At 35.8% G+C, this 14,212-nt stretch carries 16 protein-coding genes; 5 read left to right on the plus strand and 11 right to left on the minus strand.

What is annotated here, in order from left to right; all coding sequences use genetic code 11:
- Positions 1-94: 94 nt before the first annotated feature.
- From tkt to sosA, 3 genes are all read right to left on the minus strand, one after another.
- Positions 95-2,083, minus strand: a complete 1,989-nt coding sequence (gene tkt / locus MUA90_RS08160) for a transketolase (protein WP_262586224.1) — start codon at positions 2,081-2,083, stop codon at positions 95-97.
- Between the two features lie 197 nt (positions 2,084-2,280).
- Positions 2,281-2,523, minus strand: a complete 243-nt coding sequence (locus MUA90_RS08165) for a DUF896 domain-containing protein (RefSeq protein ID WP_105992878.1) — start codon at positions 2,521-2,523, stop codon at positions 2,281-2,283.
- Between the two features lie 153 nt (positions 2,524-2,676).
- Positions 2,677-2,910 (minus strand): DNA damage-induced cell division inhibitor SosA, encoded by a 234-nt coding sequence (sosA, locus tag MUA90_RS08170; RefSeq protein WP_262586226.1) that lies wholly within the window; start codon positions 2,908-2,910, stop codon positions 2,677-2,679.
- Positions 2,911-3,054: 144 nt separating this feature from the next.
- On the opposite strand from sosA, the gene lexA reads away from it, so the two are divergent.
- A complete protein-coding gene (gene lexA, locus MUA90_RS08175) occupies positions 3,055-3,678 on the plus strand; it encodes a transcriptional repressor LexA (protein ID WP_262586228.1) in 624 nt (207 codons plus the stop codon).
- A gap of 320 nt (positions 3,679-3,998) precedes the next feature.
- Positions 3,999-4,682 (plus strand): phosphoribosylaminoimidazolesuccinocarboxamide synthase, encoded by a 684-nt coding sequence (locus tag MUA90_RS08180; RefSeq protein WP_262586229.1) that lies wholly within the window; start codon positions 3,999-4,001, stop codon positions 4,680-4,682.
- Positions 4,683-4,729: 47 nt separating this feature from the next.
- On the opposite strand, the gene MUA90_RS08185 is transcribed toward MUA90_RS08180, so the two are convergent.
- The 5 genes from MUA90_RS08185 to rpsN form a co-directional block, all read right to left on the minus strand.
- The gene (locus tag MUA90_RS08185) at positions 4,730-5,251 is read right to left on the minus strand and encodes an NAD(P)H-dependent oxidoreductase (protein ID WP_262586231.1); all 522 of its coding nucleotides are present in this window, start codon (positions 5,249-5,251) and stop codon (positions 4,730-4,732) included.
- A 223-nt stretch (positions 5,252-5,474) separates the two neighbouring features.
- Positions 5,475-6,410, minus strand: a complete 936-nt coding sequence (locus MUA90_RS08190) for a CAP domain-containing protein (RefSeq protein WP_398577339.1) — start codon at positions 6,408-6,410, stop codon at positions 5,475-5,477.
- 98 nt (positions 6,411-6,508) lie between these two features.
- Complete coding sequence (gene guaC / locus MUA90_RS08195) at positions 6,509-7,486, minus strand: GMP reductase (RefSeq protein ID WP_262586232.1); 978 nt, start codon at positions 7,484-7,486, stop codon at positions 6,509-6,511.
- Positions 7,487-7,701: 215 nt separating this feature from the next.
- On the minus strand, positions 7,702-8,295 hold the full coding sequence (isaB, locus tag MUA90_RS08200) for an immunodominant staphylococcal antigen IsaB family protein (protein ID WP_114603431.1): 594 nt from the start codon (positions 8,293-8,295) through the stop codon (positions 7,702-7,704).
- A 174-nt stretch (positions 8,296-8,469) separates the two neighbouring features.
- Positions 8,470-8,739 (minus strand): 30S ribosomal protein S14, encoded by a 270-nt coding sequence (gene rpsN, locus MUA90_RS08205; protein ID WP_105992886.1) that lies wholly within the window; start codon positions 8,737-8,739, stop codon positions 8,470-8,472.
- 258 nt (positions 8,740-8,997) lie between these two features.
- Between rpsN and rpmG the strand changes: the two genes are divergently transcribed.
- The 3 genes from rpmG to MUA90_RS08220 all read left to right on the plus strand — a co-directional run bounded on the left by rpmG (position 8,998) and on the right by MUA90_RS08220 (position 11,315).
- On the plus strand, positions 8,998-9,147 hold the full coding sequence (gene rpmG, locus MUA90_RS08210; RefSeq protein WP_001265708.1) for a 50S ribosomal protein L33: 150 nt from the start codon (positions 8,998-9,000) through the stop codon (positions 9,145-9,147).
- Positions 9,148-9,409: 262 nt separating this feature from the next.
- Positions 9,410-10,867: an amino acid permease gene (locus MUA90_RS08215; protein WP_262586234.1), complete on the plus strand. Its 1,458-nt coding sequence runs from the start codon at positions 9,410-9,412 to the stop codon at positions 10,865-10,867.
- Between the two features lie 133 nt (positions 10,868-11,000).
- A complete protein-coding gene (locus MUA90_RS08220) occupies positions 11,001-11,315 on the plus strand; it encodes a hypothetical protein (RefSeq protein WP_262586236.1) in 315 nt (104 codons plus the stop codon).
- A gap of 50 nt (positions 11,316-11,365) precedes the next feature.
- On the opposite strand, the gene MUA90_RS08225 is transcribed toward MUA90_RS08220, so the two are convergent.
- From MUA90_RS08225 to thrC, 3 genes are read right to left on the minus strand one after another with little or no spacing between them, the layout of a single operon-like run.
- Entirely contained in the window at positions 11,366-12,169 is an 804-nt protein-coding gene (locus tag MUA90_RS08225) for a Cof-type HAD-IIB family hydrolase (RefSeq protein ID WP_262588822.1), read from the minus strand.
- 56 nt (positions 12,170-12,225) lie between these two features.
- The gene (thrB, locus tag MUA90_RS08230; protein WP_262586238.1) at positions 12,226-13,140 is read right to left on the minus strand and encodes a homoserine kinase; all 915 of its coding nucleotides are present in this window, start codon (positions 13,138-13,140) and stop codon (positions 12,226-12,228) included.
- A complete protein-coding gene (thrC, locus tag MUA90_RS08235; RefSeq protein WP_262586240.1) occupies positions 13,140-14,207 on the minus strand; it encodes a threonine synthase in 1,068 nt (355 codons plus the stop codon). The genes thrB and thrC overlap by 1 nt, the downstream gene beginning before the upstream one ends.
- Positions 14,208-14,212 lie beyond the last annotated feature (5 nt).

A 14,212-nucleotide genomic window follows, 5' to 3' on the forward strand; every position in this document is an offset into this window, starting at 1 on the left:
AGAAAAAGAGCTATTCCAAGCTCCATTAAAACATGATTATTAATAACTGTTTTAATTACCGGAATAGCTCTTTCGTTTATTGCACTATAAAATTTTATAGATTGTTTAATAATTTTAATACGTTTTCTTTAGTGAAGCCGTATTTTTCAACAACTAAACCACCTGGTGCACTTGCGCCGAAACGATCGATTCCAAGTACTTCGCCTTGTAAACCGACATATTTGTGCCAACCTAATGAAGAAGCCATTTCCACTGCTAAACGTTTTGTGATTGTTGGAGGAATTACTTCATCTTGGTAAGATTTAGGTTGTTGTTCGAATGCGTGCCAGTTCGGCATAGATACGACACGAATTGAATTGCCGTTATCCGCAAATGTTTTAGCAGCTTCTACTGCTAAGCTTACTTCTGAACCAGAAGCTAATACAAGGTATTCTGGGTTTTCATCAGATTCGTAAACAACATATGCACCTTTACGTACACCTTCTTCAACTGTTTCTTTTGAAACATCTAATACTGGAAGGTTTTGACGTGTTAATACTAATGAAGTCGGTGTTTGTTCGCTTTCTAAAGCAACTTCCCAAGCAACACGAGTTTCGTTACCGTCTGCTGGTCGGATAACGTTCATGTTAGGGATTGCACGTAAACCTGGTAACTGTTCAATAGGTTCGTGTGTAGGACCATCTTCACCAACAGCGATAGAATCGTGTGTAAAGATGAATGTTGAGTTAAGACCCATGATAGCTGAAAGTCTTAATGCTGGTTTTAAATAGTCGCTGAATACGAAGAATGTTGCACCGTAAGGATTAACACCGCCGTGTGCAGCCATACCGTTAACAGCAGCAGCCATCGCAAATTCTCTTACACCGAACCAGATGTTTTTACCTTCTGGTGTATTGCGATCATAATCTGATGCATCTTTAACGTTAGATTTGTTTGAACCAGCTAAGTCTGCTGAACCGCCGAAGAATGAAGGTACAGCTTTGCTTAATGCTTGAATAACTTCACCAGAATCAGCACGTGTTGCACTTTCTGAACCTACTTCGAATTCAGGTAATTTTGCTTCGTAATTATCTGGTAATTTACCAGCAATTGCATCTTTGAATTCTTGCGCTAACTCAGGATATTCTTTTGAATATTTTTCAACTAATGCTTTCCAAGCATCTTCATTTTCATTTGCACGTTTCAACATTGTTTCATTGAATACGTCATAAACTTCATCTGGAACGTAGAAACGTTTTTCAGGATCAAGTTTATAATTTTCTAAAGTTAAAGTACGTTCATCTTCACCAAGCGGTGCACCATGTACGCCATGTGTACCTGATTTGTTAGGTGAACCGTAACCAATCACTGTTTTCACTTCAATCATTGTTGGTCCGTTTTGTTCTTTAGCTTTTTCAATTGCGTTATTGATTTCGTCTAAGTCATTGCCGTCTTTAACTAAGATATGGTTCCAACCATATGCTTCAAAACGTTTTTTGATGTCTTCTGAGAAAGCTTTATCTAAGTCGCCGTCTAATGAGATATCATTTGAATCGTAAAGTACGATTAATTTATCTAATTGCAAGTGGCCTGCTAATGAAGCCGCTTCATGTGAAATACCTTCCATTAAGTCGCCATCAGAAGCTAACACATAAGTGTAATGGTTAACGACTTCTGCGTCCGGTTTATTGAATTTGCCGGCTAAGTGGTTTTCAGCCATTGCCATACCAACTGACATTGCTAAACCTTGTCCTAATGGACCTGTTGTTACTTCAACACCTTGTGTATGTCTGAACTCTGGGTGTCCTGGTGTTTTAGAATCCCATTGTCTGAATTGTTTTAATTCCTCTAATTCTAAGCTTCCAGATACATGCAGCAAGCTGTAAAGCAATGCTGAACCATGTCCTGCAGATAAAATAAATCTGTCTCTGTTGAAATATTCGTTTGAATTAGGATTGAAATTCAAATGACGTGTCCATAATGTGTACGCCATTGGTGCAGCACCCATAGGTAATCCAGGGTGACCAGAATTTGCTTTTTCAATTGCATCAATACTTAATGCTCTGATTGTATTAATTGCAAGGTCGTCTCTTTTATCGAACATCAATATAACTTCCTTTCTATACAGCATGATTTTATGCCATTATACATTATATTCTTGGCTTTTCACATTGATTGTTCTTATGAAATCGCTATCAAATAAAATATGATGAAAAATCTTCAAATATAACAAAAAATGAGCTCTCAGAACATAGGTATTTTGTTCTAAAAGCTCTTACTCATAGTTTAATATAATTTAAATTATTTTCTTTTATTTTGCTCACGTTGTACTTGTTTTAATTTTTCAGGTGTTACATCGTTTCCTTCTGGATCTAACACTTTTGTATTTTCAATTTGCTGTTTGAAACCTTCACGGAAAGTTTCCAAATATTTTTGATGTAATTCTGCTCTTTCTTTTGCTTCTTCTTTAGTTAAGCCTTCAGCTTTTTTCTTTTTAGAAAGTTCATTAATTCTATTAATAGTTTCTTTATGTTGATCTGCCATATTCTTGACCTCCATTAGTCTGATGATTATTCATATTAGCAAATAATTGTTTAAAACAAAATGAATATGCTTGTTTAACTTTTCCCAAATGCGTCGCTTTTACACAATGAATAACAAGAAAATGATATGACAATTTTATGAATTACTATTTATTTATCGAACAGCTGCGACAATCGGTTTGCTGTTCTGTTCGTCTTTTTCTATATATCGCTGTTCTTGTTCGGCTTTTTGTTCTGTTTTAGCTGAAAGTGTATGATCCGTCATTTCGTACACTTGTTCCTGATTCCCTGACTGCTCTGCACCGATTAAAAACGCTGAAACCAACATGAAAGACATTAACAATACTGCTGTGTATAGTAAAAAACTCGTTTGATATTTCTTAATCATAATTGAACACCCCCTAGAACATTTGTTTGTATAAACACAATATCAGAACGACTGTTCGGTGTCAATACTTTTACGAACAAATGTTTGTAAAGATATTTTTAACATGCTATAATAAGAACAAATTAGAAGAGGATGTGCATATATATGACTGAACTTACGAAGCGTCAAAGCGAAATTTATGAATATATTAAATCAGTAGTTCAAACAAAAGGTTATCCGCCTAGTGTCAGAGAAATCGGTGAAGCTGTAGGATTAGCATCAAGCTCTACAGTTCATGGCCACTTATCGCGTTTGGAAAGCAAAGGTTATATCCGACGCGACCCTACAAAACCAAGAGCAATTGAAATTGTAAGCGATCAAATAGAAGATTCTGCAGAAATCGAAGGTACTATTCATGTTCCTGTCATCGGTAAAGTTACTGCCGGCATTCCAATTACAGCAGTTGAAAACGTTGAAGAGTACTTCCCATTACCAGAACACTTTACTTCAACGCACAACAGCGACATATTTATTTTGAATGTTGTCGGTGACAGTATGATTGAAGCAGGTATTTTAGATGGAGATAAAGTAATTGTCAGAAGCCAGACAATTGCAGAAAACGGCGACATTATTGTTGCTATGACTGAAGATGATGAAGCAACAGTAAAACGATTCTATAAAGAAAAACACCGTTATAGACTGCAACCTGAAAACAGCATAATGGATCCGATTTACCTTGAACATGTAACAGTATTAGGCAAAGTTGTCGGCCTATTTAGAGAACTATAAGCTGTCGCCTCTGTTCATAGGCATATCATCTCTTCTTAATTATCGTTCGTGATTAAATGAATAAATCTAATCTTTTTTAAATATAAGCATGCCTTAGTGTCCTCAACTTATAGACATTAAGGCGTGCTTTTTTGCTATTCTATATTTTGTTTTTACTTTCTTTAACATATTAAGCTTTGTATACTGCTAAAAGAGACCAAAAAGAAAAGTAAGCAATTAATCTCATCAATATTTTCTTGCTGGTTTCATAGTTTGATATTTATATAAATCGAAAATTCTCTTATAATGAATATAAGTATAACTTTAGGAGTGAAATGAAAATGGACTTACTATACAAAGGTAAAACGAAAGATGTATATCAAGACAAAGATGGTGAAGTTGTTTTATTCTTCAAAGATGATATGACTGGTAAAGACGGAGTGTTTGATCCAGGTGAAAACCAAGTAGGATTGACTGTCGAAGGTTCAGGAAAAGCTGGATTGAAAATGACAAGCTATTTCTTCGAAAAAATTAACGCTGCGGGTATTCCAACTCATTATATTGATTTTGACCTTGATGAACGCCAAATGCGCGTTAAAAAAGTATCAGTGTTCGGTAATGGGTTAGAAGTCATTTGCAGATATCGTGCTGTCGGTTCTTTCATCCGCAGATATGGCGACTATATTGAAGACGGTGCACCGCTTAACGGTTATGTTGAAATGACTTTAAAAGATGACGAACGACAAGATCCTCTTATCAACAAAGCAGCTCTTGAAGCCCTAAATATTTTAAAACCCGGCGAATATGATGAAATTGCTGATTTAACAGTTAAAATTTCTGACATCATTAAAGATGAACTCGCACAAAAAGGTTTAGAGTTATACGATATTAAATTAGAGTTCGGTCGCGATGAAGCAACTGGCGAAGTATTGCTTATTGATGAAATTTCTGGAGGCAACATGCGTGTCTTTGATAAAGACGGTAAATACATTGAACCGTTAGAATTCGGAAACTACCTATTTTAATTTAAAAAATGCCGGAATTGAAAATTTCAGTTCCGGCATTTTATTTATTAAATAGACTTTATGAATGCGATATACTGTTTGGTCCCCTCGAGCAAATCATCATAACTCGCATGATTTACAGTACCATACTGTGCAAAGTGACCCTTATATTCAGCCCCTATATAATTAAAAGTCGCAATGAATGGCGATAACAATGTTTCTAATGCAAATCCATTCGAACCTTCTTTAGAATAATCTTCTTCTAAACTGCCTACTGTCGTTGCAATCGCAAACTTTTTATTATGAAGTTTCGTTCCTTCTGGACCAAACGCAAAATTATATAAGAACACTTCATCCAGATACTGTTTTAATAACGGAGGACTGCTATACCAATAGAGCGGAAATTGGAACACAATTGTATCGTAATTCAATAACCTTTCTTGTTCGCGCGACACATCTATTTTGCTGTCAGGATACAGTTCATATAATTCAACCATATCAATCTGTTCACTAACCACAGCATCTCTCCACATACGATTCACTACTGAGTGCTTCATATCCGGATGTGTGATGATAACTAATGTATGCATAATAACGCCCCTTTGAATTAAGTTATAATACATAAAACATGACTATTTCATCGACTATAATTACAATATACACTACCTTAGCAGCTTATTCATTATTAATAATACTGACACAACATGAGATCAACAATAATTTTTCCATAAAAAAACTGTTAACCACAGTTACAATATGTGATTAACAGTTCATCCATTATTTCGGTTCTTTTATTATTTAAAATACATTTACTTAACTTGTATAATTTTCAGTCCAGAATGGTTGTCTGTCTTCATTAAAGTCGACACCCACACCTAAGTTTTTAAATCCTGACTGTAAAATGTTTTTTCTATGTCCTTCTGAGTTCATTAATCCTTCGTGTGCAAAGATACTGTTCTGATGTCCGTACGCTAAGTTTTCACCTACACTGTTATAATCAATGCCGTCTTTTTTCATACGATCAAAAGGAGACTCTCCTTTAGGGTTTGTATGATCAAAGTAATGATGATCTGCCATATCTTTACTATGTTTTCTCGCAGTATTCGAAATAGCATCACTGTATTTCAGAACTGACAGTCCTTTTTGTACACGTTCTGCATTTACTAAATCAAAGTTTTGCATTTCAAAGCCGTATGTTAAAGAAGTGGATGGCGCACCATATTGTTTAGTGAGTCGATTTTCCATTTCTTTGCTGATTTGCATAATACCTGTTACTTGATTATTTTCATGCTTATCATAAAAGACTGTCGTATAAATACCGTCTTTATCGAACGTATCGTACTCATCGCTTTCGATTTGATATTTATAATTACCTTTGGTCATAGATGTAATCGGATCGCCTAAACGGCTTCTGACAGCAGTTTTAGGTGAACCGTATTTAATCTTCGACTTAGAAGAGATTACATTCTGGTTGCTGTAGATACCGTTAACTTTGCCGTCGATATAACTCACCATGACAAATGATTGATAATCATCGTGGTAAGCGTACCATTTCAAACCATATTCATTTGAAGTCACACGTTCAGGTTTTCCAAGTTGTTGTTCAACTTCTGATTGTGTCATATTCATTTGTATGTTCCTAAATGCAAAGTCTTGCTTATCAGGAACTTTAAGCGGCTCTTTAGAAATACTTTCGTTTGCGGCTAATGCTTGAATCTTAGCTTTAGTCTGATTTTGCAAATCTATCATAAAAGATGTTTCTTTTATAGGAATACATAATGCCAAAAGCAAGAAAACAATTGAAAAACCAAATACTCTTTTAATCGCCTACACCTCCAGGCAATATCTTAGTCTCTGTCACCATTAAAAATAGAATTTCTAACAATAACATAATCTACTTTTCTTAATGAACCTAAATCATTGCCTCCGGCGTATGAAATAGAACTTTGCAAGTCTTGCTGCATTTCTTTCAGCGTATCTGCTAATGTTCCTTTATGTTCTACAAACATCTTTTTGCCTTCAACATTTTTGCGTTCGCCTTTTTGATATTCTGAAGCACTGCCGAAATATTCTTTATATAACTTGCCGTCAAGCTCAACAGTTTCACCTGGTGATTCTTCATGCGCTGCAAATAATGACCCGATCATAACCATTGATGCACCAAAACGAATAGATTTAGCGATATCGCCATGAGTTCTGATACCACCATCCGCAATAATTGGTTTACGTGCTGCTTTACTGCAATGATTGATTGCGGCAAGTTGCCATCCGCCTGTACCAAATCCTGTTTTGATTTTAGTAATACATACACGTCCTGGTCCGATACCTACTTTTGTCGCATCTGCACCGGCATTTTCTAATTCTCTGACACCTTCTGGTGTCCCTACATTCCCTGCAATTACAAATGATTCAGGTAAATATGATTTCAAGTGGCGAATCATTTTAATAACTTGATCAGAATGGCCATGTGCAATATCAATCGTAATATATTCAGGTTTTAAACCTTCTTTTGCAATTTCTTTTACAAATTCATATTCATTATCTTTCACACCTACAGAGATAGAAGCAAATAATCCTTGATCTTGCATCTTTTTAATAAAAGGAATTCTTGCTGCTTCATCAAAACGGTGCATAATATAGAAGTAATCATTTTCCGCAAACCATTCAGCCAATTTTTCATTCATCACTGTCTGCATATTTGCTGGAACAACCGGCATTTTAAATTTACGCGGGCCGAATTGAACTGTCGTATCACATTCTGAACGGCTTTTTACAATACATTTATTAGGAATCAACTGTACGTCTTCGTAGTCAAATATTTTCATATATAACACCTTGCCCTTATTGTTTGCTTATTATCAAAAGTCCAACATACATCATACTACTTCACAAATAAATTTGCCATTAAGAACATTGTAAAATAAAAATGTAAATATTATATAGAAAAGAGGCACCTCATAATATATGAAGGCACCCCTTAAAATTATTCATAAAATATCGTTAGTTTAATGGTTTTCCAAGTATATTATTGACCATGCAATTAACTACTGATTGTAATTTCATTTAAATAACCATTATGGTCAAAGAATGCGGTATAAGACCCTGCTTGTGTCGCATATTTAACATATGTTCCATCGCCATTACCTAATTTTCCTTCATTTAGAATCGTATTGGATTGATGCGCTTGTTTAAACACTGCTTTTGTTACACTGTTGGGTTTAGTAAAAAATGTGAGCTGTACCACTTGATTATTCGTATTAAGCTGTACTGAAGTATCATATACACGTTTAGAATAAGCAAAATTATTCACAGCATTAGGGTTTACTTTGTAACCATCAATTGTGACATTGTCGTATTTTAAAGCACGAACAAAATTATAATCTTGCGTAAATGAAGCATCATAAGTTGTATAGCCATTATAATTGTACCAAGGTGTCACACTGCTCAATTGAGTCGTATCAGCTTTACGATTAGCATCTAAAGTACCCGAACCGCCTTCACCATGTCCCCATTTTTGAGTTTGCTCTGCTGCTTTTGCATCTGTATTATTCGTCGTGACATGTGTTGCCGAAGTTCCTAAGACTAGTGTCGATATAACAAGCGTTGCAATACTTAACTTACTTGTTCTAAGCATAATACATCACTCCTTATAATATAGTCGTGTCCCAAAAACAATGTAAATGTACACTTTTAGTATATACATAATTATAAAATTCCGCAAAACATATCATTGAAAAATTGCAAAAAAAAGAACACATTTCAATGAAGAAATGTGTACCTTAAATGTTATCGTCGTTAAACTATCGAATTACCAGCTTGCTTTTCTTACGCCTGGAATTTGACCTTTATGTGCGTGGTCTCTGAAAGCAATACGTGACATTTCGAATTTTCTCATTACACCACGTGGTCTTCCAGTAACTTTACATCTGCGAGTTAAACGAGTTGGTGATGAATCTCTTGGTAATTTTCTTAATGCTTCGTAGTCACCTTTAGCTTTTAACTCTTGACGTTTAGCGTAATATTTAGCAACGAGTTCTTCTCGTTTTTGTTCTTTAACAACTTTAGATTTTTTTGCCATTAAAGTTCCTGCCTTTCTTTATAGTAATAGTTCATAATCGTAATTATTACGATTTATATCATAACACAAATTGGAGCTTTATCAATACTTTTTGCTCATTTTTTAGGCAAAGTTATTTACTAATCGGAAGTTTTTCTATAAAATAGAATACATTGAGCTTATGTTGCTTATTTTTAAACAATCTTGCACGAAATGCATGATTATGGTAAATTTAAGTGCGTAAGTATTGCTAATAACTTAATAGAAAGGGTGTCTACATTGCGCGTAAACGTAACTTTAGCTTGCACAGAATGCGGCGATCGTAATTATATTACTACTAAAAACAAACGTAACAATCCTGAACGTATCGAAATGAAAAAATACTGCCCAAGATTGAACAAATATACATTACACCGCGAAACTAAATAATGTATTGAAACTACGATAGTGAACTTGCCTATTTTTAAGGTAACGTTCACTTTTTTTATTGAATGTTTCCAATATACACCTCACATTTACATTTGTCTATGGTACAAAAGCTAAGTATTTACCCTATTTCTAATAATGAGTGCATATTTTCTGAATTTTTTAAAAATATTCGCTTTAAAGTGCTAAATTCCATTGATTAGTTGTCAGAAAACTATTAGAATAGAGTACATATATTTTAATTTAAAGATTAGAGGTAACGCATATGGATGAAAACAAAATGAATCGAGGACTCAGTTCTCGCCATATATCAATGATTGCAATCGGGGGTGCAATCGGTACAGGTCTCTTTATCGCAATGGGCGGTGTCATTTCCCAAGCAGGACCTGGCGGTGCGATTGCAGCGTATTTAATCATTGGTGTTATGTTATATTTCTTAATGTCATCAGTCGGAGAACTTGCAACCTTTTACCCTGTATCAGGTTCCTTCAGTTCCTATTCAACACGATTCGTTGACCCTTCCCTTGGCTTTACAGTCGGTTGGTTATACTGGATCATGTGGACACTTGTTACAAGCGTAGATGTCATTATCGCATCAAACGTATTATACTATTGGGACACATTCAAGTTCTTCTCTCCACTTACTTGGAGTTTAATATTTATTACATTCTTACTATTATTGAATATCTTCACGGTAAGAGCCTTCGGTGAAGCGGAATTCTGGTTGGCAGCGATTAAAGTCGTTACGATTATCGTTTTCATCGTTGTAGGTATATTAACTATTTTCGGTATTCTTGGCGGCCATACGTATGGTTTCAAAAACTTCACAATCGGTGAAGCACCATTTGTAGGCGGTATTGCTGGATTCTTAAGCGTTCTGTTGATAGCCGGATTCTCCGTCGGTGGAACGGAAATCGTCGCAGTCACAGCCGGTGAATCAGATGATCCTAAAAAATCAATGCCAAGCGCAATTAAATCTGTATTCTGGAGAATTTTATTATTCTATGTACTATCAATCGCGGTCATTTCAGCAATTTTACCTTATAATGAACCGTTATTACTTAACAAAAGCGAATCCGTTACACAAAGTCCATTTACGATAGTGTTTGACAGAGTCGGCATCGCTTTTGCGGCATCTGTAATCAATGCGGTTATTTTAACGTCATTATTATCAGCCGCAAACTCCGGTATCTATTCAACAAGCCGTATGCTGTTCTCACTCAGCACAGACAGACAAGCACCGAAGTTCTTAAGCTATTTGCACGGTAAAACAAAATTGCCTATTGCTGCGATTTTGACGAACTTTATTATCGTAGTCGCAGTTATTATTTTAGCGAACTTCCATCCTAATGCTATCTTTGCATTGCTTGGTATTATCGGACAACTTGTTATTTTCGTATGGGCAGCCGCAATCTTTTCTCAAATTCGATTGCGCAGCGGTTTAAAAGCACAAGGCATAGATGTCAATGGACGGTTGCCTTATAAATCACCATTGTATCCGTTTGGACCTATTTTAGTTTTATCAATACTTGTTTTCTTATTAGTCGGCGGATCATTCGACAACATCGTTCATTTGAAAGTCGGAGGATTAATAAAAGACTTCGCACCAATTGTCGTACTCTTCATTATTTTCATTGTGCATAAAATCGTTAAGAAAACAAAACCTGTTAAATTAAAAGAAATGGATGTAAGAAGTTTCGAAGAATTTAATAAAGTAAAATAATAATTTCACACTGACAGATTGGCTTTTGCCAATCTGTTTTTTTATTCATTCTTTTCTCTTTAAAGATTTTACCGACTATAGATATGTAGTATAATAAGAGTAATAAGAAGATCAGAAATTGAGGTGTTGCAACTTGGTAGGACAAACAAATTTATTTGACGATGTATTAAAAGAAGATGAACGCTTTGTCATCGTAGTTCAATCTCTTGAAGAAAAACATGGGAGACTCGTTAAACGTACTTTAAGAGAATATCCAAGCTTAAAGCATGATCAAATGGTACCTCTGTTTGAACACTTAAAAGATGTCTATCTGAGCGAACCATTTGAAACTGGGCAATCTGCCTTTATCATCACAGTCTATACTAACCTAGACTACTCTGCAGACAATATTTATGCATTGGTTAAACGCAACCACGGCATGCATGAATGGACACACACAGCAAAATAAACGCACGCAAATAAAGGATACTATCTGCCCGATAGTATCCTTTATTGCATTTATAGTAATTCTTTTAGCGCATGGACAATACCGTCTGAATTATTGTCTAACGTCACAAAATCAGCAATTTCTTTTAATTCATCTCTTGCATTACCCATCGCAACAGCACAACCCGCTTCTTTCAGCATAGAATAATCATTCATACTGTCTCCGAACGCAATCGTTTTCGAAATTGGAATTCCTTCTTTTTCGCATAATGCATGCAATGCATTGCCTTTAGAAACACCATGCGGAATGAATTCGATAAAGAACGGCTTACTTGTTGTTACATCAATTTTCGAACTGAATGAATCGCCTAACTCACTCATAATTTTATTTACATGCGGTACATAATCTACACCCAGCACTTTAGCTACAGGGTTTTGAATGAAGTCTTTCAAATCCTCTACTTTGTGCATCGGCAATCCTGTCAACTCGGATTCGATATTCATGTATTCATGTGTGCCGTCATAAATAATATGACCATAATGGTAAGTTAAAGCAAAGATATTTTGTGCTCTGCAAAAATCAATAATTTTATCAAAATCTTCTTTAGATACACTTGTTTCATCTTCCAGTTCTCCGTCTTGCACACGTGTCGTACGGCTGCCGTTAAAGCTAATGACATAGCTTTCATGTTCATTCAGCTTTAAATCTCTTGCAATCGGAAGCATACCTTCTGTAGGACGTCCTGAGGCCAATACTACACGGTAGCCTTGTTCTTGCAACTGAATTAAATAGTCTGCTGTGATCGGACTAACTTCATTCTTAGAATTGAGTAAAGTATCATCCATATCCATTACAATCATTTCATATTTACGCATTTGATGTTTCATGCTCCTTTCAAGCTATTCCCATCAAATTATACATTACTTTGTCATTATTCATAGACTTTTTCAACTATAATCCCGCTTTTATTCACTGAAATTAATTCTGATTCACAATCTGGCAGTTCTTTATTTAAACGTCTTACTAATTTACCGCTTTTTGACGGATCAATCAGTGTTAAAATTGTCGGACCTGCCCCGCTGATAACTGTCGCATAAGAATGATATTCTCTGCCGACTGCTTTCACATGTTTGAATTCCGGAATTAAATCCTGACGATAAGGTTCATGGAACCCATCCATTTCCATCAGCATACCGGCTAATTGATAATCATGCTGCATCAAAGCACTCAGCATCGTATTGCTGATGGCGCTGTATTGCACCGCTTGAGAATGCTCAAATGTTTTCGGCAGCACTTGTCTTGAATCATGTGTTTTCAATTCATATTTTGGAATCGTAATAACTAAATTGACATAAGGAGGCTCAATCGACGAAATAAATGTTTGTTTCGTGTCATGGTTATAAAAACCTGCAATCATACCTCCATAGATCACCGGCGCTACGTTATCTGGATGTCCTTCTATTTCTGTTGCCGCTTCAACCATCTCAAACTCTGACAGCTGCAGATGTCCAAAGAAATCTGCTAAATAAATTCCTGCTACTAAAGCAGAAGCCGAGGACCCTAGTCCTCGAGCTAATGGTATTTCACTGCGCATTGTAACGCTTAACGGCGGAACGTGCACATCAAACTTTTTTTCTAAAAACTGAACGACCTGATAGATTAAGTGGTTGCGATCTGTAGGCAAACCATTTAAATTATCGCCTTTATGATGAAAATGCCACTCATCATCATCGCTCAGCTTAGCATCTACGTACAAAAATTTATTTAATGCCAGACCAATTGAATCAAAACCTACGCCTAAGTTGGCAGTAGAAGCGGGAACTTTAAGTTTTAAACTTTCTCCCATTAATACATTGCTCCTTTGATGTATTTAATAATGCTTTCTTTATCATTTGGTAATGATTGAATTGGATTATCTAATAATGAAATTGCTGTATCAGGGTCTTTTAATCCATTACCTGTTAAGACAGCAGTAACTGTAATGCCTTGCGGTAATTTTCCTGCTCTGTGCAGTTTGATTAAACCGGCAATTGAAGCATTACTTGCAGGTTCAGCGAATACTCCTTCTTTAGAAGCTAATAATTGGTAAGCTTCTAAAATTTCTTCATCTGTCACACTATCGATTAAACCGTCTGATTCTTTTAATGCAGTCACAGCTTTATCCCAGCTTGCAGGGTTTCCGATACGAATTGCAGTCGCAACGGTTTCAGGTTTTTTGATGACTTTATTTTGAACAATCGGTGATGCCCCTTCAGCTTGGAAGCCGAATAATTTAGGCAAGCCTGTTTGACGTTTGTCGTTGAATTCTTTAAAACCTTTCCAATAAGCAGTAATGTTGCCGGCATTTCCGACTGGAATTGCTAATACGTCCGGTGCTTTACCGCCTAATTGATCGACTACTTCGAATGCACCTGTTTTTTGACCTTCAATACGATATGGATTGATTGAGTTGACTAACTCGATATCGCCGCCTTCTCTGGCAACTTCTTTTACAATTTCAAGTGCTTCATCGAAGTTGCCTTCAATAGAAACAATTTCCGCACCGTACATTACTGCTTGAGACAATTTGCCTAAAGCAATTTTACCTTCAGGAATTACGACGATTGCTTTTAAACCAGAACGTGCCGCATAGGCTGCAGCTGCAGCTGAAGTATTTCCTGTAGAAGCGCAAATCACTACTTTTTTGCCTTCTTCTTTAGCTTTAGTTACTGCCATTACCATACCGCGGTCTTTGAATGAACCTGTAGGATTGGCACCTTCGAATTTAACAAATAAATTAATACCTAACATTTCCGATAATGTGTCGCAATGAATCAACGGCGTATGGCCTTCATTTAAAGTTACATTCGGTGTATTTTCATTGACTGGGAGATATTCTTTATACTCTTGTACTAAACCTTGCCATCTTTTCATATTTA

It is taken from the genome of Staphylococcus sp. IVB6181 (assembly GCF_025561445.1).
In the GTDB taxonomy this organism is placed as follows: Bacteria; Bacillota; Bacilli; order Staphylococcales; family Staphylococcaceae; genus Staphylococcus; species Staphylococcus simulans_B.

What these genes read in the sequence shown, in the direction of transcription:
- thrB (WP_262586238.1), bottom strand. Translation starts at nt 13,140, where the DNA reads ATGGGAGAAAGTTTAAAACTTAAAGTTCCCGCTTCTACTGCCAACTTA.
- guaC (WP_262586232.1), bottom strand. Translation starts at nt 7,486, where the DNA reads ATGAAAATATTTGACTACGAAGACGTACAGTTGATTCCTAATAAATGT.
- MUA90_RS08185 (WP_262586231.1), bottom strand. Translation starts at nt 5,251, where the DNA reads ATGCATACATTAGTTATCATCACACATCCGGATATGAAGCACTCAGTA.
- rpsN (WP_105992886.1), bottom strand. Translation starts at nt 8,739, where the DNA reads ATGGCAAAAAAATCTAAAGTTGTTAAAGAACAAAAACGAGAAGAACTC.
- tkt (WP_262586224.1), bottom strand. Translation starts at nt 2,083, where the DNA reads ATGTTCGATAAAAGAGACGACCTTGCAATTAATACAATCAGAGCATTA.
- isaB (WP_114603431.1), bottom strand. Translation starts at nt 8,295, where the DNA reads ATGCTTAGAACAAGTAAGTTAAGTATTGCAACGCTTGTTATATCGACA.
- MUA90_RS08190 (WP_398577339.1), bottom strand. Translation starts at nt 6,410, where the DNA reads ATGATAGATTTGCAAAATCAGACTAAAGCTAAGATTCAAGCATTAGCC.
- MUA90_RS08180 (WP_262586229.1), top strand. Translation starts at nt 3,999, where the DNA reads ATGGACTTACTATACAAAGGTAAAACGAAAGATGTATATCAAGACAAA.
- MUA90_RS08165 (WP_105992878.1), bottom strand. Translation starts at nt 2,523, where the DNA reads ATGGCAGATCAACATAAAGAAACTATTAATAGAATTAATGAACTTTCT.
- sosA (WP_262586226.1), bottom strand. Translation starts at nt 2,910, where the DNA reads ATGATTAAGAAATATCAAACGAGTTTTTTACTATACACAGCAGTATTG.
- lexA (WP_262586228.1), top strand. Translation starts at nt 3,055, where the DNA reads ATGACTGAACTTACGAAGCGTCAAAGCGAAATTTATGAATATATTAAA.
- MUA90_RS08215 (WP_262586234.1), top strand. Translation starts at nt 9,410, where the DNA reads ATGGATGAAAACAAAATGAATCGAGGACTCAGTTCTCGCCATATATCA.
- MUA90_RS08225 (WP_262588822.1), bottom strand. Translation starts at nt 12,169, where the DNA reads ATGCGTAAATATGAAATGATTGTAATGGATATGGATGATACTTTACTC.
- thrC (WP_262586240.1), bottom strand. Translation starts at nt 14,207, where the DNA reads ATGAAAAGATGGCAAGGTTTAGTACAAGAGTATAAAGAATATCTCCCA.